Annotated in this window: 16 protein-coding genes and 1 pseudogene; 3 read left to right on the plus strand and 14 right to left on the minus strand. The window is 54.7% G+C overall.

Features of this window, described 5'->3' with window-relative positions; genetic code table 11:
- Positions 1-50: 50 nt before the first annotated feature.
- On the plus strand, positions 51-944 hold the full coding sequence (locus tag MUU46_RS08550) for a LysR family transcriptional regulator (RefSeq protein ID WP_258965305.1): 894 nt from the start codon (positions 51-53) through the stop codon (positions 942-944).
- Positions 945-950: 6 nt separating this feature from the next.
- Here MUU46_RS08550 and rihC read toward each other — a convergent pair whose 3' ends face one another.
- The 7 genes and pseudogenes from rihC to MUU46_RS08585 form a co-directional block, all read right to left on the minus strand.
- Positions 951-1,865 (minus strand): ribonucleoside hydrolase RihC, encoded by a 915-nt coding sequence (gene rihC / locus MUU46_RS08555; RefSeq protein WP_258965306.1) that lies wholly within the window; start codon positions 1,863-1,865, stop codon positions 951-953.
- 64 nt (positions 1,866-1,929) lie between these two features.
- Complete coding sequence (gene ispH, locus MUU46_RS08560; RefSeq protein WP_258965307.1) at positions 1,930-2,880, minus strand: 4-hydroxy-3-methylbut-2-enyl diphosphate reductase; 951 nt, start codon at positions 2,878-2,880, stop codon at positions 1,930-1,932.
- 1 nt (position 2,881) lies between these two features.
- Complete coding sequence (gene fkpB, locus MUU46_RS08565) at positions 2,882-3,331, minus strand: FKBP-type peptidyl-prolyl cis-trans isomerase (protein WP_110510874.1); 450 nt, start codon at positions 3,329-3,331, stop codon at positions 2,882-2,884.
- Between the two features lie 105 nt (positions 3,332-3,436).
- Positions 3,437-3,937, minus strand: a complete 501-nt coding sequence (gene lspA, locus MUU46_RS08570) for a signal peptidase II (RefSeq protein ID WP_159760916.1) — start codon at positions 3,935-3,937, stop codon at positions 3,437-3,439.
- The gene (gene ileS, locus MUU46_RS08575; RefSeq protein WP_258965308.1) at positions 3,937-6,753 is read right to left on the minus strand and encodes an isoleucine--tRNA ligase; all 2,817 of its coding nucleotides are present in this window, start codon (positions 6,751-6,753) and stop codon (positions 3,937-3,939) included. The genes lspA and ileS overlap by 1 nt, the downstream gene beginning before the upstream one ends.
- A gap of 32 nt (positions 6,754-6,785) precedes the next feature.
- Positions 6,786-7,724: a bifunctional riboflavin kinase/FAD synthetase gene (gene ribF, locus MUU46_RS08580; RefSeq protein ID WP_159760912.1), complete on the minus strand. Its 939-nt coding sequence runs from the start codon at positions 7,722-7,724 to the stop codon at positions 6,786-6,788.
- Positions 7,725-7,731: 7 nt separating this feature from the next.
- Positions 7,732-7,934, minus strand: a pseudogene (locus MUU46_RS08585) (DUF2575 domain-containing protein); the annotation flags it as partial.
- 118 nt (positions 7,935-8,052) lie between these two features.
- Between MUU46_RS08585 and rpsT the strand changes: the two are divergent.
- On the plus strand, positions 8,053-8,316 hold the full coding sequence (rpsT, locus tag MUU46_RS08590; protein WP_110510708.1) for a 30S ribosomal protein S20: 264 nt from the start codon (positions 8,053-8,055) through the stop codon (positions 8,314-8,316).
- Positions 8,317-8,385: 69 nt separating this feature from the next.
- Here rpsT and nhaR read toward each other — a convergent pair whose 3' ends face one another.
- The 4 genes from nhaR to dnaK form a co-directional block, all read right to left on the minus strand.
- Positions 8,386-9,282, minus strand: coding sequence for a transcriptional activator NhaR (gene nhaR / locus MUU46_RS08595; RefSeq protein ID WP_258965309.1), 897 nt, complete (start codon positions 9,280-9,282; stop codon positions 8,386-8,388).
- Positions 9,283-9,343: 61 nt separating this feature from the next.
- The gene (gene nhaA, locus MUU46_RS08600; protein WP_159761254.1) at positions 9,344-10,522 is read right to left on the minus strand and encodes a Na+/H+ antiporter NhaA; all 1,179 of its coding nucleotides are present in this window, start codon (positions 10,520-10,522) and stop codon (positions 9,344-9,346) included.
- 301 nt (positions 10,523-10,823) lie between these two features.
- A complete protein-coding gene (gene dnaJ / locus MUU46_RS08605; RefSeq protein WP_159760908.1) occupies positions 10,824-11,975 on the minus strand; it encodes a molecular chaperone DnaJ in 1,152 nt (383 codons plus the stop codon).
- An 86-nt stretch (positions 11,976-12,061) separates the two neighbouring features.
- Positions 12,062-13,978 carry a molecular chaperone DnaK gene (gene dnaK / locus MUU46_RS08610; protein WP_159760906.1) on the minus strand — a complete coding sequence of 639 codons (1,917 nt, stop codon included), beginning with the start codon at positions 13,976-13,978 and terminating at the stop codon, positions 12,062-12,064.
- Between the two features lie 295 nt (positions 13,979-14,273).
- Here dnaK and satP point away from each other — a divergent pair, with 295 nt between their 5' ends.
- Positions 14,274-14,840, plus strand: a complete 567-nt coding sequence (gene satP, locus MUU46_RS08615) for an acetate uptake transporter (RefSeq protein ID WP_159760904.1) — start codon at positions 14,274-14,276, stop codon at positions 14,838-14,840.
- Between the two features lie 54 nt (positions 14,841-14,894).
- Here the strand turns inward: satP and MUU46_RS08620 are convergent, their stop codons facing one another.
- The 3 genes from MUU46_RS08620 to tal all read right to left on the minus strand — a co-directional run bounded on the left by MUU46_RS08620 (position 14,895) and on the right by tal (position 18,072).
- A complete protein-coding gene (locus tag MUU46_RS08620) occupies positions 14,895-16,193 on the minus strand; it encodes an MFS transporter (protein ID WP_258965310.1) in 1,299 nt (432 codons plus the stop codon).
- A gap of 228 nt (positions 16,194-16,421) precedes the next feature.
- Complete coding sequence (gene mog / locus MUU46_RS08625; protein ID WP_258965311.1) at positions 16,422-17,009, minus strand: molybdopterin adenylyltransferase; 588 nt, start codon at positions 17,007-17,009, stop codon at positions 16,422-16,424.
- A 109-nt stretch (positions 17,010-17,118) separates the two neighbouring features.
- Entirely contained in the window at positions 17,119-18,072 is a 954-nt protein-coding gene (gene tal, locus MUU46_RS08630) for a transaldolase (protein ID WP_125354015.1), read from the minus strand.
- Positions 18,073-18,103 lie beyond the last annotated feature (31 nt).

Consider the following 18,103-nt stretch of genomic DNA (forward strand, 5'->3'; position numbering starts at 1 on the left):
GTGACGATAATCCCATTCATTCTCAATGCACTTTTGCGCAACAGGCACAAATGAATCTGAGCTTACTTCCCGATCTTGCGCTGTTCGTCCAGGTTGTCGACCAGGGCAGTTTCTCCGCCGTAGCCCGAAAATGTGGAGCGACGCCTTCAGCCATTAGTCGCAGCATTTCTCGACTGGAACATGAAATTGGCAGCAAATTGCTGCACCGGACAACACGAAAACTGCGTCTGAGCGACAGCGGGAAGACCGTTTATCAACATGCGCAGCAGATGCTTGAGGCCGCGCGCCAAGCGATGGACGGCGCCAACCGTGAGCAGGTCATCGCGCAGGGAAAACTGACGCTCAGCGTGCCGAAAGCCGTCGGGCGGTTTGTGGTTCATCCTCTGATGATGGAATTTCTGACGCGCTATCCGCAGGTGGACGTTTGTCTGCGGCTGGAGGATCGCTATCTGGATTTCATCGATGACGGGATCGATCTGGCGCTACGCATTACCCATGCCCCGTCTCCCGGGCTGCACGGCAAGCCGCTGATGCCGGTCACGCATATCATCTGCGCCACACCCGCGTATTTGCAGCAGCACGGTACGCCCAAAACCCCACAGGAGTTGGCCGCGCATAGCTGTATTAGCCTCGGTGAAATGCCTGCGGACGCACGCTGGAAATTTCGACGCGAGGGAAAAACGGAGACTATTCAGACTCAGGGCCGTTATGCCGCCAACCATACCGCGGTGCGTCTGGACGCCGTCAAACAGCATCTGGGAATTGGCAGCCTGCCGCTGTTTACCGCCCGAGAAGCGTTGGAAAACGGCGACATTGTGCAGGTGCTGCCGGAATGGGAATTTATCAGCCGCTACTCTGGCCAGCTTTGGCTGCTGTGGTCGGGCAATAAACACATGCCCGCCAGAATGCGGGCGATGATCGATTATCTCAGCGAGAAGATTTAGCTGCGCTTACGGCGCCAGCGCGATCACTTCTGCCACCCACTGACGGAAGCCGTCGACGTCCAGATCCAACGCCACCTGCGCGTTTTCCGGACGCTCGTAGCGGTTTTCGATATCGACCACCGTGGTGCCGGCAGTCCAGGTTCCCTGGGTTTCCACCGCCACAAAACACGGCCTGAGGGTGAATAATTCCGGGCGCACCAGCCAGGCGATGGCGCAGAGGTCATGCATCCGTAGGCCGCTGCCCATGCTGCCGCTGCGATAGTGACTAAATAGCGAATGTAGCATTTTCCCGGTCTGGTTCACTTCAGGCAGCGTCGCCAGATATTCCGGGGTTAACAACGCCTGATTGGTGACATCGAGGCCGCACATCACAATCTCAATTCCGCTCTGGAACACGCGCTCAGCGGCTTCCGGGTCGATGGCAATATTGAATTCTGCATTCGGCGTAAAGTTACCGCGTCCAGCCGAACCGCCCATAATCACCAAGCGGCGGATATTGAATTTGCACTCCGGATACTGTGTCAGCAGCAGAGCAATGTTGGTCAGCGGGCCAATCGCCACCAGCGTCAACGGCTCCGGGGCGCTCATCAGCGCATCACGAATAGCAATGAAAGCGGGTTTTGCCAGCGGTTGACGCTGGTGATCGACAAAGTCGTAGCCTTCCATTCCTGATTCGCCATGCACATAGGCGGCATCGCGCAGCGGTCGCAACAACGGCGTGGCTGCCCCCTGGGCGACCGGCACATCTGCCTGCCAGAAATGCAGCAATTGCAGGGCGTTACGCGTTGTTTTCTCTACGGAGACGTTCCCGGCGACGGTAGTAATCAGCTGGAGTTTGAGTTCAGGGGAAAACAGCGCCGCGGCAATGGCGGCGGCGTCGTCGATGCCAGGGTCGGTGTCGAGAATAAATGATAAGGGCATGATTCCTCCATAAAAAAAGCCAGGTGTTAGCCTGGCATTTTTTCATATAGCGCGGATAAAAAACTTATTCCACTTCGCGAATGTCGAGTCGAAGTTCTTTCGGCACTTCAAACACGATGTTTTCTTCGCGGCCTTCAAGCGGGATGGCATCACCGCCGCCGAGTTCCTGCAGGCGTGAAATCACGTTCTGCACCAGAACGTCCGGCGCGGAGGCTCCGGCGGTGACGCCGACGCAGCCAGCGGTTTTCACCCACGCTTCCTGGATATCGGTGGAATCATCAATCAGGAATGCCGCTTTGCCCATACGTTGAGCAAGCTCGGCCAGACGGTTGGAGTTAGAAGAGTTTTTCGACCCCACGACCAGCACTACATCTGCGCGCTGTGCGAGGTCGCGCACGGCTTCCTGACGGTTGGTCGTCGCGTAACAAATGTCGTCCTTACGCGGCCCAACGATTTTCGGGAAACGTTGGCGCAGGGCATCAATCACATCTGACGTATCGTCGACGGAAAGCGTCGTTTGAGTCATGAATGACAGACGGACTTCGTTCTTAACATTCAGCTTCCAGACGTCTTCCGGCGACTCGACCAGATACATGCCTCCGGCCGGGTTGCTGTACTGGCCCATAGTGCCTTCAACTTCCGGGTGACCAGCGTGGCCAATCAGAATCGACTCTTCACCACGACGGCTGGCGCGGGCGACTTCCATGTGTACTTTGGTCACCAGTGGACACGTGGCGTCGAAGACCGTCAGGTCGCGGCTTTTGGCTTCGTTGCGTACCGCCTGAGAAACGCCGTGCGCGGAGAAAATCAGGATAGTGCCGTCCGGCACTTCGCTGATTTGTTCGATAAAGATAGCGCCGCGCTGACGCAGGCTGTCGACCACGTAGCGGTTGTGCACCACTTCATGACGGACGTAAATCGGCGCGCCGAAGATCTCCAACGCGTTTTCAACAATGCTGATAGCGCGGTCTACACCGGCGCAGAAACCGCGCGGGTTGGCCAACAGGATCTGCATTTTATGCCTCCAGTGCCGGGTCTATCTCCAGCACTTCAATATCAAAATGAACGGTACGCCCCGCCAGCGGGTGGTTGAAATCGACGGTGATCGAGTCGCCGTTAACTTCACGAATAACCCCTGGCATTTCGCTGCCATCCATTGCGGTAAAGAGCATGATCGCGCCAATATCTGGCTCACCTGCATCTAAAAACTCGCGACGCGAGAAGTACTGAACCAGATCCGGACTCGGTACGCCAAAGGCCGCATCAGGCTCCAGGGAAAAGGTGGTCTTATCACCCTCTTTCAAGCCCAGCAGATGTTGCTCCAGCCCTTCTGACAGCGAGGCATCACCCAAACGAAACAGCGCGGGTTTGCCGTTGTTACGGGTGGATTCAGCCGTGGAGCCATCTTCGAGTTTCAGCGTGAAGTGCACCAGCACCGCGCTATTGCTCTGTACAGATTTAGACATGCAAATTTGCTCTAAAGTTTAGGCTATTTGCCCGGCAGCGATAACGCTTACCGGGCCTGCAGAGTTCGACTGCCGGAGCAAGCACAGCGCCGCCCGGCAGTTTTGTTATGCCTGTTTGCTCTTCGCCGCGTTAGGCAAGAAGCCTTCTAGCACGACCAATGCCGCGCCGATACAAATTGCAGAATCGGCAAGGTTGAAGGTCGCGAAGTGCCAGTTGCCGACGTAGAAGTCGATCATGTCGACCACGAAACCGTGCCACAACCGGTCAAACAGGTTACCCAACGCGCCGCCAATAATCAGCGCATAAGCGATGTTGTTCAGCTTCTGGGTGGCTTTCGAGCGGTACATCAGTACCGCCAAAATCACACAGATGCCGATGGCGATGCCAGCAAAGAACCAACGCTGCCAGCCACCGCTGTCGGCGAGGAAGCTAAACGCCGCGCCATAATTGCGGGCGTAGTGCAGGTTCAACGATGGGAACAGAGAGACCGTTTCCCCCAGCATGAAATGCTGGAGGATCAGGAACTTGCTGCCAAGATCGATAATCAGCACAACCACGACCAGCCACAGCCAGCGCAGTCCGCTTTTACAGAGTGATTGACTCATCAGGCAAACTTACGTTTTTCGCCGGCACCGGCGATATTGCTGACACAGCGGCCGCAGATGTCTGCGTGTTCCGCCACCTGACCGATATCGGTGGTGTAATGCCAGCAGCGCGGGCACTTATCACCTTCGGCTTTTTGCAACGCCACCTTCAAACCTTTCAGCAATTCGCTCTGCTGCGCTTCGGCAGTTGCCGCAGCATAATCCGCAACGGAGGCCCCGGAGGTCAACAGGACAAATCGCAATTCATCACCCAGCGCTGTCAGTTTTGCCGCCAGTTCTGGCTCGGCATACAGCGTGACCGCCGCTTCCAGAGAACCGCCAACTTTCTTATCGGCACGCGCCTGCTCGATGACTTTGTTCACTTCGCTGCGCACTTTCAGCAGTTCGTCCCAGAAACCATCGTTCATCGCTTCGGTGTCTGCCAGGCCAAACAGGCCGGTATACCACTCGCCGGTGAAGACGTACTTCTCGCGCGAGCCTGGCAGGTAGCCCCAGATTTCATCGGCGGTGAAGGACATGATGGGTGCCATCCAACGAACCAGTGCTTCCGCGATATGATACAGCGCGGTCTGGCAGCTACGACGTGCAACGCTGTCGGGTTTCGCGGTGTACTGACGGTCTTTGATGATGTCGAGATAGAACGAGCCCATTTCGATGGAGCAGAAGCGCATCAGGCGCTGCACCACTTCGTGGAAATCGTAAGTCTCATACGCTTTCAGGATGTCTTCCTGTGCGGCCTGCGCACAGCCCACTGCCCAGCGATCCAGTACTACCATCTCTTCCGGTTTCACCATGTCTTTTAGCGGATCGAAACCGTTGAGGTTCGCCAGCAAGAAGCGCGCGGTGTTACGGATACGACGATAGCTGTCGGCAGCACGTTTGAGGATCTCATCTGAGACCGCCATTTCACCGGTGTAGTCGGTGGAAGCCACCCACAGACGCAGGATATCCGCGCCCAGTTTGTTCATGACGTCCTGCGGCGATACGGTATTTCCGATCGACTTGGACATTTTTCGGCCCTGACCATCAACGGTGAAACCGTGGGTCAGTACCTGACGGTAAGGCGCTTTGCCTTTCATCGCCGTAGAAATCATCAGGGAAGACATGAACCAACCGCGATGCTGGTCAGAACCTTCCAGATACATATCCGCCGCGTGACCGGAGAACTCCGGACGCACGTCAACCACAGACGAGTGGGTAGAACCGGAATCGAACCACACGTCGAGGGTATCTGGCACTTTCTCGTAGGTGTCAGCGTCGTCACCCATGATGTCGCGCGGGTCAAGATCCCACCACGCCTGAATGCCGTCCTGTTCAACACGCTTAGCCACTTCTTCCATCAGCTCAAGCGTGCGCGGGTGCAGTTCCTGCGTCTCTTTGTGAACGAACAGTGACATTGGCACACCCCACGTACGCTGACGGGAGATGCACCAGTCAGGACGGTTCGCGACCATTGATTCGATGCGCGCCTGGCCCCAGTCCGGGATCCACTGCACGTCTTTGATCTCTTTCAGCGACTGCTCACGCAGGCCTTTCTGATCCATGCTGATGAACCACTGTGGGGTCGCACGGAAGATGATCGGCGTTTTGTGACGCCAGCAGCACGGATAGCTGTGAACCAGCTTCTCAACGTGCAGCAGCGCGCCGCTTTCACGCAGCATGTTGACGATAACGTCGTTAGCTTTAAAGACGTTCACACCGTCAAGCAGAGGATAAGTGCCCGCCATATACGCGCCGTCCGGTCCAACCGGGTTCGCGATTTCCAGACCGTATTTCTGGCTGATGGTGTAGTCGTCAGGGCCGTGGCCACCGGCGGTGTGTACCGCACCGGTACCCGCGTCCAGGGTAACGTGATCGCCAAGGATCGCCGGAACGTCGAAATCGAGGAATGGATGCTTGAAGCGCATCAGTTCCAGCTCATCACCTTTCACGACACCGAGCACGGTGTAATCGGTAATGTTCGTGCGTTTCAGCACGCTCTCAACCAGGTCTTTCGCCAGGATGATTGCCTGACCTTCTACCTGCACCAGCGCATATTCAAACTCTGCTGACAGAGAGATTGCGCGGTTAGCGGGCAGCGTCCACGGAGTGGTGGTCCAGATAACCAGAGAAATTGGGCCATTGACGGAAGCCACACCAAATTTCGCCTTCACCGCATCCTGATCGACAGCGTTGAACGCCACGTCAATGGACGGAGAGGTTTTGTCATAGTATTCAACTTCCGCTTCAGCCAGCGCAGAACGGCAGTCTACACACCAGTGCACAGGCTTCGCGCCTTTATGCAGGTGGCCGTTGCCGATGATTTTACCCAGCGCACGAATGATGTTGGCTTCGGTGTTGAAGTCCATGGTCAGGTACGGACGGGACCAGTCGCCCAGCACGCCCAGACGGATGAAGTCTTCACGCTGGCCGTTAACCTGAGTGGCCGCATATTCACGGCATTTCGCGCGGAATTCTGCCGCGGTGAATTTCTCACCAGGCTTACCGAATTCCTGCTCAACTTTCAGTTCGATTGGCAAACCGTGGCAGTCCCAACCCGGCACGTACGGCGAGTCAAAGCCCGTCAGGCCTTTGGACTTAACGATAATGTCTTTCAGAATCTTGTTGACGGAGTGACCAATATGAATGCTGCCATTCGCATATGGAGGGCCATCATGCAGAATGAACGTCTTTTTGCCTTTTTTCGCTGCACGGATGACGCCGTAAAGGTCATCATCGGTCCAACGGGCCAGCATTCCCGGTTCGCGTTTGGCGAGGTCGCCACGCATCGGGAACCCTGTTTCCGGCAAATTCAGGGTTGATTTATAGTCACTCATCAGATTCTCGTTTCCGTATATTTACGTTGGCATTACGCCGGGTTTGATAGCCCGAACAACTCGCGAGCCGTTAATTCATCACGCGCAATTTGCGCTTTTAATTCGTCCAGCGATGAAAATCGCTGCTCGTTGCGTATTTTTTTACGCAGTATGACGTCTATATGGCGACCATAGAGGTCCATTACAACGTCTAACAGATGTACTTCCAGTTGCTGGCGCACGCCAGCGACTGTTGGGCGGGTGCCGATATTGGCCACGCCTGGCAGCAATCTGTCGCCAAGCCCCGCCACTTCCACCGCATAAACCCCTTTAACCGGGGAAACCTGACGGCGTAGCGGTATATTCGCCGTCGGGAAACCAATGGTGCGCCCGAGTTCATCACCGTGAACCACGCGCCCAGAAATGCTGAAAGGATGACCCAGCAGCGTTTGCGCAAGCTCGAGGTCATCCTCAGCCAGTGCCTGACGCACCGCAGTGCTACTGATGCGCAAACCACCTTCACAAAACGTTTGGGTACTGGTGACGTCGAAACCGAATTCCGCGCCTGCCTTCTGTAATAACAAGAAATCCCCTTCGCGACCAGCGCCGAAGCGGAAATCATCACCAACCGCCAGATACCGTACGCCAAGGCGTTTCACCAGCAGCTCACTGATAAACTCCTGCGCCGTCAGGGCCGCGAAACGGCGGTCAAAGCGGATGCAAAGAACGTAGTCCACGCCGCTTTCGTCCAGATAACGGACCTTATCGCGCAAACGCGTCAGACGCGCCGGGGCTTTATCCGTCGCGAAAAGCTCCAGCGGCTGCGGCTCAAAAATCACCACCACAACTGGCAGGCCGCGCTCACGTCCTTCTGCACGCAAACGCTCTAATAGCGCCTGATGCCCACGGTGCACGCCGTCGAAATTGCCAATGGTTAACACGCACCCATGCGGTGCCTGGCCTTGATTATGTATGCCGCGTATCAGCTTCATGTCTGGCTCAATACAGTGAAAATCGTGAAAGTATACCTTGTAGAGCAGGCGACGTTAACCGCCGATTGCACCTCGTTTACGAAAGATGCAACGATTTCATCTACCTTGATGTAAACACCACTCAAATCTGGCGTCACTGGCGATTTTTATCGCAGAAAGGCTGTATTCGGTGGGCGCAAGCTGGTAGAATCCTGCGCCATCACTACGTAACCAAGCGTTGTATTACTAACGGCGCTTATTTGCACAAATCCATTGACAAAAGAAGGCTAAGAGGGCATATTCCTCGGCCTTTGAATTGTCTATATAGATCATATTTGGGAGTTGGACCTTGGCTAATATCAAATCAGCTAAGAAGCGCGCCGTTCAGTCTGAAAAGGCCCGCAAGCACAACGCTAGCCGTCGTTCTATGATGCGTACTTTCATCAAGAAAGTATACGCAGCTGTAGAAGCAGGCGATAAAGCTGCTGCACAGAAAGCATTTAACGAAATGCAACCAATCGTGGACCGCCAGGCTGCTAAAGGTCTGATCCACAAAAACAAAGCTGCGCGTCATAAAGCCAACCTGGCTGCGCAGATCAGCAAACTGGCTTAATTGCCAACTCGCTGAGTCTTTGTTGAAGAAAAGCCCGCCTCGGCGGGTTTTTTTATATCTGCGTTTTGCCTAGCGCGGCAATGCAAACAGCGCCGAGTAGTCACGATTACAGATACGCTGTACCGCCGGGTGTTGAATCATGCGTTCGGCAAATATCGCGTGATACTCCTCCATGACGTTTTCCACTCGCCCGATTTCAACAATGTTTTCATCCGCATACAGATCATGTGCGTAGAGCGTCGGGGCGACGAAAATCGCATTATGTGCAGCCCCAAAGGCTTTCATCAGAGCGGCATCGTCAAACTCCCCCAGCACTTCCACTTTCAGCCCCTGAGTGTTAATCCAGTTAAGCAGCTTGCGTCCGAGCATCGAACGACGCCCTGGGATCAGCAAACGACGCTCTTCCAGGCAGGCCGGGAAGGGTTTTACCGGCAGCGGGTGCATACACCAAAAGCTGACGCTGCATTCGCCGATTTTCACCGAGAACAACCCTTCCTGCTGCGTCGAATCAATTGGGCAATCGGAAATAATCATGTCCAGCTTGTGCTGACTGAGCTGCTCCAGCAGCATCTCGTGCGTCGATTCATAGCAGCGCAGATGAATTTGCTCATCCTCAACCACAGCGGCATCCAGCACACCGCTGACCAGCCGTTTCGACAGCGCATCCGCCACACCGACATCGAACAACAGGTTCGACTCTTTGCGGTAGTTGATGATGTCGAGCATCTCCTGGCTCAGAGTAAACATTTTATCGGCGTAGCGAAAAACCAGCTCGCCCAGCTCACTCGGCTCGAGTCCCCTGCCCTTACGTTTAAACAGTTTGCCCTGCAGACGCTCTTCCAGCGCTTTAATCTGTCCGGTGATGGTCTGCGGCGTCAGGTACAGCGCTTCCGCTGCGCCCACCACTGAGCCTTCTTTATAGACGTGCCAGAAGTAGTACAGGTGGTTGTAGTTAATGTGCGACATGTTTTCACTCCCTGATGAATGTCAAAAAGAGAGCCGCTCAGGGCTCTCTTGTGATGTGATGTCAGGCCGTCTGTCCCTGATCTGAGGATGTGCGCATTCTGAGTAAGGTATAACCGACCACGGCCGACAGCACCGAACCAATCAGAATACCGAGCTTCGCCCAGTTAATCAGCGCCGGGTCAACGTCCCCGAAAGCCAGCGACGCAATGAATATCGACATGGTGAAGCCGATACCGCACAGCACGCCGACCGCCATAATTTGCTTGCAGGTGGTGCCCGCAGGCAGCGTCGCCCATTTCATTTTCAGCGCCAGCCAGCAGAACAGGCTAATACCCAGCGGCTTACCAATAAACAGACCGGCAATGATGCCCAACGGCAGCAGCGAGGTCAGCCCTTCAATCGTCACGCCCTGCAGCGACACACCGGCGTTGGCAAACGCAAACAACGGCAGGATCAGGTACGCGACCCACGGATGCAGCACGTGTTCAAGCTGCACTGCCGGCGATTTACCATTCTGCTCTTTCAGCGGAATGAAGAAACCGACAATCACGCCCGCCAGAGTGGCATGCACGCCTGATTTCAGTACCGCCGTCCACAAGATGACCCCGACCAGAATATATATCCCGGTACGGCGTACGCCCGTCAAATTCAGAATTGCCAGCGCCGCAATGGCCGCCGCAGCCACGCCAAGCGACAGGAGCGAAAGGTCGCTGGTATAAAACAGCGCGATAATGACGATAGCGCCCAGGTCATCAATGATCGCCAGCGCCATCAGGAAAATTTTCAGCGACGCCGGAACACGGCTGCCGAGCAGCGCCAGCACACCGAGCGCAAAGGCGATATCGGTCGCAGCCGGGATAGCCCAGCCTTCACGCGTAATCGGGTCCTGGAAGTTAAAGGCAAGGTACACCAGCGCCGGGACCACCATGCCGCCCAGAGCCGCAATGACTGGGAAAATAGCCTGTCGACGACTGGCCAGCGAGCCGACAATCAGCTCACGTTTGACCTCAAGGCCAATGAGCAGGAAGAACACCGCCATCAGCGCGTCGTTAATCCACAGCAGCATATTCTTGTTGATTTCCAGCGCGCCGACTTTGAGCTGCACCGGCGTGGCAAGAAATGCCTCGTAGAGGTGGCTGGTCGCTCCAGAGTTGGCGAGGATCATCGCCAGCGCGGCGGCGATAATCAGGATCACGCCCCCGGACGCCTCATTGTTAAAGAATCTTTTTAGCTGTTTCATCATTCCACTCTGACCGTTTTTATCCATTAATAGTGACTATAGTAGGTGATCCAATAGCTCGTTAAAAGTAGATTATATGTGAGAAAATTATCGCTTTTTCCGAGCAATACCAGATAGCACGATTAAGCAGACTACCGGTACGTCCGGGCCTCTTAGATTTACCGTAGCAGGTCAATGATAGGATATTTCGGTAAACTTCCCCCGGCCGCCAAGGGATATACGCCAATGCGCTGACTTGCAGGCATAAAAAAACCGGCGCAGTTACCTACCTGCACCGGTTTTTACGACGTCACGCTAAGGATTAGCGAGTCAAATCATCAAAGAATTTTTTCACGCCGTCAAAGAAGCTTTTGGAGCGCGGGCTGTTTTGCTCACCCGTTGGGCCACCAAAACTGTCCTGCAGATCTTTTAGCAACTGCTTCTGTTTTTCGTTCAAGCTGACCGGAGTTTCTACCACCACGCGGCACAGCAAGTCGCCCTGAGCGCCACCGCGAACGGATTTCACACCTTTACCGCGCATGCGGAACAGCTTACCGGTCTGGGTTTCGCCAGGCACTTTCAGGTTCACACGACCGTCGAGTGTCGGAACTTCGATTTCACCGCCGAGCGCCGCCATAGCAAAGTTGATCGGCACTTCGCAGTACAGGTTATTACCTTCGCGTTCGAAGATTGGGTGCTGTTTCACCTGAACCTGAACGTACAGATCACCTGCTGGTGCGCCATGCTCCCCCGCTTCGCCTTCGCCTGTCAGACGAATACGGTCACCGGTATCGACACCCGCCGGGATTTTAACTGACAGGGTTTTGGTCTTCTCAACGCGACCGTGACCATGGCAGCTGTTGCACGGATCTTTAATCAGCGTGCCGCGGCCCTGACAGTGCGGACAGGTCTGCTGAACGGCAAAGAAGCCCTGACGCATTTGCACCTGGCCCTGCCCATGACAAGTCGGACAGGTCTGCGGTTTGGAACCCGATTTCGCGCCGCTGCCGTGGCAAACTTCACACTCTTCCAGCGTCGGAATGCGGATCTCTTTGGTCACGCCGCGAACGGCTTCTTCCAGCGTCAGATCCATGTTGTATCGCAGGTCTGAGCCACGGGATGCACGTTGGCGACCACGGCTGCCGCCGAAGATATCACCAAACACATCGCCGAAGATGTCGCCGAAGTCAGCCCCGCCGCCGCCGCCAAAGCCGCCGCCCCCGAATCCACCGCCGCCCATGCCGCCCTGTTCAAAGGCTGCATGACCGTACTGATCGTACGCCGAACGCTTCTGCGCGTCGGTCAGGATCTCATAGGCTTCTTTGATTTCTTTGAATTTGGCTTCGGCTTCTTTGTCACCCTGATTACGGTCCGGGTGAAACTTCATCGCCAGGCGTTTGTAAGCCTTTTTGATTTCACGCTCTTCCGCTGTTTTGGAAACGCCTAAAACCTCGTAATAGTCTCTCTTCGCCATTTCTGTTTTTCTGCCCTTAACATGCGAGCACGGGCGTGGAGTAAACTCCGACGCCCGTGCCAGTTAATTACCCTGCATCAGGGCGATTATTTTTTATCTTTAACTTCTTCGAACTCTGCGTCGACAACATCGTCATCTTTCGCGTTGTTCGCGGAAGCGTCAGCGCCACCAGCCTGCTGCTGTGCGTGCTGCTGCTGCGCAATTTCCATCAGCTTCTGAGAAGCTTCGGCAACCGCCTGCATTTTCGCTTCAATGTCAGCTTTGTCTTCGCCTTTCAGAGATCCTTCCAGCGCAGTCAGTGCTGACTCGATAGCGGTTTTGTCGTCAGCTGGCAGCTGTTCGCCGGCTTCTTCAACCTGCTTACGCGTGCTGTGCAGCAGATGGTCGCCCTGGTTACGGGTCTGAACCAGCTCTTCGAACTTACGGTCAGACTCGGCGTTAGCTTCTGCTTCACGCACCATTTTCTGGATTTCTTCTTCGTTCAGACCGGAAGACGCTTTGATGGTGATCTTCTGCTCTTTACCGCTGTTTTTATCTTTCGCGGAAACGTGCAGGATACCATCGGCATCGATATCGAAGGTCACTTCGATCTGCGGCATTCCGCGCTGTGCCGGGCTGATACCATCCAGGTTGAACTGACCCAAAGATTTGTTATCGCCTGCACGTTTACGTTCACCCTGCAGCACATGGATGGTTACCGCAGACTGGTTGTCTTCAGCGGTAGAGAACACCTGGCTGTGCTTGGTTGGGATAGTGGTGTTTTTGTTGATGAGCGCAGTCATCACACCGCCCATGGTTTCGATACCCAGCGACAGCGGGGTAACGTCCAGCAGCAGAACGTCTTTCACCTCACCGGTCAACACGCCGCCCTGAACCGCAGCACCAACGGCAACTGCTTCGTCCGGGTTAACGTCTTTACGCGGTTCTTTACCGAAGAACTCAGCAACTTTTTTCTGCACCATTGGCATACGGGTCTGACCGCCGACCAGAAGAACGTCCTGGATGTCGGAAACGGACAGGCCAGCGTCCTGCAGTGCAACTTTCAGCGGCTCGATTGAACGGTTAACCAGGTCTTCTACCAGGCTTTCCAGTTTCGCGCGAGTCACTTTGATGTTCATGTGTTTCGGACCGGTCGCATCTGCAGTGATGTACGGCAGGTTTACGTCGGTCTGCTGAGCAGAAGAAAGTTCGATTTTCGCTTTTTCTGCCGCTTCTTTCAGACGCTGCATTGCCAGCGGGTCGTTACGCAGGTCAATGCCCTGATCTTTCTTGAACTCTTCAACGAGGTAGTTGATCAAACGGCTATCGAAGTCTTCACCACCGAGGTGGGTATCACCGTTGGTTGCCAATACTTCGAAGGTTTTTTCGCCATCAACTTCGTCGATTTCGATGATAGAGATATCGAAAGTACCGCCGCCCAGGTCGTATACAGCGATGGTGCGGTTACCGATTTCTTTATCCAGACCGTAAGCCAGTGCAGCTGCGGTTGGTTCGTTGATGATACGTTTTACTTCCAGACCCGCGATACGGCCAGCGTCTTTGGTTGCCTGACGCTGAGCATCGTTGAAGTATGCAGGTACGGTGATAACAGCTTCAGTTACCGGCTCACCCAGGTAATCTTCAGCGGTTTTCTTCATTTTTTTCAGCACTTCAGCAGAAATCTGCGGCGGTGCAGTTTTGGTGCCTTTCACGTCCAACCACGCATCGCCGTTATCAGCAGCAACGATTTTGTACGGCATGATGGCTTCATCACGTTGTACTTCTTCGTCCTGGAAACGACGACCAATCAGGCGTTTGATCGCGAACAGAGTGTTCTGCGGGTTAGTCACTGCCTGACGTTTAGCCGGCTGTCCAACCAGAGTTTCACCATCCTGGGTATAAGCAATGATCGAAGGCGTGGTGCGATCGCCTTCAGCGTTTTCCAGCACACGCGGGGTGTTGCCATCCATAATTGCTACACAAGAGTTGGTAGTACCCAGGTCGATACCAATAATTTTACCCATCTAAACATCTCCACTAAAAATTCGATCAACATGTGATTATGAACCTGTAATAAGGGCGAAACGTGTCGTTTCAAGCGCCTTCATGCTTTTTTTTCCAGGCTCACCACTGCGGTTGCATACAAGATGGGGTCGTAACATCGGGCATCAAGGGGGAGATGCAAAAAAAAATTTAAATTCACCCTGCTCAGATCATAGACGCAGGACACGGCTCTGATTATTATGCCGCGCCCCGCAGCCAGAGGATCGGCGTGGGATTACGACGATTCCCCCTTTATTGATGAGTTTTTGAGGAAATATGGTTAACACTAAGTTGGCTAACCCAGCACCGCTGGGCCTGATGGGCTTCGGCATGACCACCATTCTGCTGAACCTGGCAAACAGCGGTCTTTTCCAGTTTGATACTGCCATTTTGGCGATGGGCATTTTTTACGGCGGACTGGCGCAGATTTTCGCAGGCCTGCTGGAGTTTAAGAAAGGCAATACCTTCGGTCTGACTGCATTCACCTCTTACGGTTCTTTCTGGCTGACCCTGGTCGCCATTCTGATCATGCCGAAAATGGGTCTGGCTGAACCCGCTAATGCGCACTTCCTGGGGATGTACCTGGGTCTGTGGGGTGTGTTCACCCTGTTCATGTTCTTCGGCACCCTGAACGGTCCACGCATGCAGCAGTTCGTGTTCCTGAGCCTGACCGTGCTGTTTGCTCTGCTGGCTATCGGTCACCTGGCGGACAACGAAGGCATCGTGAAAATCGCGGGTTACGTCGGTCTGGTTTGCGGCGCAAGCGCTATCTGGCTGGCAATGGGTGAAGTACTGAATGAACAATTCGGTCGCACCGTGCTGCCAATCGGTGAAAAACACTAAGTTGTTGTGCTAAAGGTTTATCGTTAAGAAGCCGGGCATCGCCCGGCTTCTTTTTTAATGAGGCGCCAACGACGCCTTTTCAGGTGCGCTGTACGTCTGCCGCAGCCAGAGCCCTAATCCTAACCCAACCAGCGAAAGTGCCAGCACATACCAGGCCGGAGCCAGCGGCGAAACGCTCATCAGCAGCGTGACCGCAATCGGTGTCAGTCCGCCAAAGACCGCGTAGGACACGTTGTATGAGAAAGAAATCCCGGTGAAGCGCACTTCAGGCGGAAATGCCCGGACCATCACATACGGTACCGCACCGACCACACCTACGCACAACCCCACCAGTCCATACAGCGTAAACAGATGCTCCACCGATGTGCCCGCTAAGTGATAGAACGCCCAGCTCGACGCCGCCAGCAGCAGGCTGCCGACGATAAAGGTCCGACTGGCACCAAACTTATCGGCGGATAAACCCGCCAGCAGGCAGCCCACGCACAGCATAATGGTGGCAATACTGTTGGCTTGTAGGGTCAACGCGGGGGCGAAACCGTAATGCTTTTGCAGCCACACAGGTGACATCAGAATCACCACCACAATTCCCGCCGACAACAGCCAGGTCAGCAGCATCGAAATGACCACCGCTTTCTGATGTTTCATCACCACCGATTTCACCGGCAGCTCTTGCGCCAGCTGCTTATGCTGCTGCATTTCGAGAAAAATTGGCGTCTCCTGTAACCAGCGGCGCAAGTACATCGCCACCAGGCCAAACGCTCCGCCGAGCAGGAACGGAATACGCCAACCGCCATCATGAATCACCTGCGCCGTCATGCTGGTGTTTATCAGCGTCGCCACCACCGAGCCCAAAAGAATGCCCACCGTCAGCCCGGCGGTCAGCGTGCCGCAGGCAATGCCGATTCGCTGCGAAGGAACGTGTTCAGCAACGAAAACCCAGGCGCCCGGCACCTCACCGCCAATGGCTGCGCCCTGAAGCACACGCATCAGCAACAGTAACAGCGGCGCGGCAATGCCTACCGAGGCGTAAGTCGGCAGCAGGCCGATAAGCAGCGTCGGCACCGCCATCAGAAGAATACTGAGGGTGAACATTTTCTTACGCCCGACCAGATCGCCAAAGTGCGCCATGACAATGCCGCCCAGCGGACGTGCCAGATAGCCCGCGGCAAAAATGCCGAAGGTCTGCACCTGGCGCAGCCATTCAGGAATATCTGCAGGGAAGAAGAGTTCGCCGACCACGGCGGCAAAGAAGACGAAAATGATGAAATCGTAAAACTCCAGCGCGCCACCGAGAGCAGCCAGCGATAGCGTTTTATAATCCTGTCGGTTCAGAGGTCTTGCATGTTGTGACATAGCGGGCCATTTGTTTTATACCCGTCATACTTCAAGCTGCAGGTGCGTTGGTTGCGTCTGCTCACCCCAGTCACTTACTGAAGTAAGCTCCTGGGGATTCCCAGACTTATCGCCTTCCTGCAACTCGAACTATTTAGGGCATACAGATGTTGTAAAGAAAAAATTACTACACCGTAAACCCGCGGTCAATCGATGGCCCACAAAAGTTATACTGGGAACGATTTATCTTCAGGAAGTTGTATCGCGCCGCGCACTTTTAGGACGAAATGCGGCGACGACCTGTGGATCCGTTTCCACATACGGCCCCTCCAGTAACTGTACACAATACGGTACACTTGCAAAAATACCGTGTACCAGCACCTTTCCTGCGTCATCTTTCACGCCTTCCAGCGTTTCCTGGATGGATTTCGGCTGGCCGGGCAGATTAAGGATTAACGCCTGTTTGCGGATAACACCGACCTGACGCGACAGGATAGCCGTCGGCACAAAATGCAAGCTTATCTGGCGCATCTGTTCGCCAAAACCCGGCATTTCACGGTCAGCAATCGCCAGCGTCGCGTCCGGCGTGACGTCGCGGCGCGCAGGGCCGGTTCCACCGGTGGTCAACACCAGATGGCAGCTCATTTCATCCACCAGCTCGCACAGCGTCTGCTCGATGATGACCTGTTCGTCTGGGATCAGACGGGTTTGCAGTTCGAAAGGGGTTGTCAGGGCGCGAGCCAGCCAGACTTCCAATGCCGGAATGCCTTTATCCTGATAAACGCCGCTTGAAGCGCGATCGGAGATGGAGACAAGGCCAATGCGAAGAGTGTTCATATCAATTCCGTTAAAAAATGCGGTTAAGCGGAATGATACACGCGGAAGGGAAACTGAGACAAATAACGCGAGGAAGATGTGACCGGAAGCCCGGTCACATCTGAAATGATTACAGCAGGTCGCCGATCATTTTTTCCAGTTTTTCCTGGTCGATAGCAAACTTACGGATACCGTCCGCCAGTTTGTCTACTGCCATTGGATCCTGGTTGTGCTGCCACAGGAACTGGGATTCAGTAATACGTTCTGGACGCGCTTTCACTTCACCGGTGTAAACCAGTTTACGTTCGATTGCGCCTTCCGCTTCAGCCAGCTCTTTCAGCAGTGGCGGAGCGATGGTCAGGCGGTCGCAGCCAGCCAGTTCCAGGATTTCGCCCACGTTACGGAAGCTTGCACCCATCACGACAGTCTCGTAGCCGTGTTGTTTGTAGTAGCTGTAGATTTCAGACACAGAAACTACGCCTGGATCTTCTGCCGGTGCGTACTCTTTCTTATCGGTGTTGGATTTGTACCAGTCGAGGATACGGCCAACAAACGGAGAAATCAGGAACACGCCCGCTTCTGCACAAGCACGCGCCTGAGCAAAGGAGAACAGCAGGGTCAGGTTACAGTTGATGCCTTCTTTTTCCAGCTGCTCAGCGGCACGGATGCCCTGCCAGGTGGACGCGAGTTTGATAAGGATACGGTCGTTGCTGATGCCAGCATCGTTGTACAGCTTGATCAGGTGTTTCGCTTTGGCGATGGAGCCTTCGGTGTCGTAGGACAGACGCGCATCCACTTCGGTAGAGATACGGCCAGGGATCAGTTTCAGGATCTCCAGACCGATGTTCACTGCCAGTTTATCGGTCGCGTCAACAACCTGCTGCTCGCGGTTGCTGCTCTGGCTTTTCGCCCAGGCAATCGCTTCGTCAATCAGCTTGCGGTATTCCGGGATTTGGGCAGCGCCGAGGATCAGAGAAGGGTTGGTTGTCGCATCCTGAGGCTGATACAGCTTCATTGCCGCGATGTCTCCAGTGTCAGCCACTACGGTTGTGTACTGACGCAGGGAGGTCAATTTATCCGTCATGATAGTGTTTCTCTATTAAACAACTGTTAGG

Origin of the sequence: Scandinavium tedordense (assembly GCF_024764965.1) — a bacterium.
GTDB lineage: Bacteria > Pseudomonadota > Gammaproteobacteria > Enterobacterales > Enterobacteriaceae > Scandinavium > Scandinavium tedordense.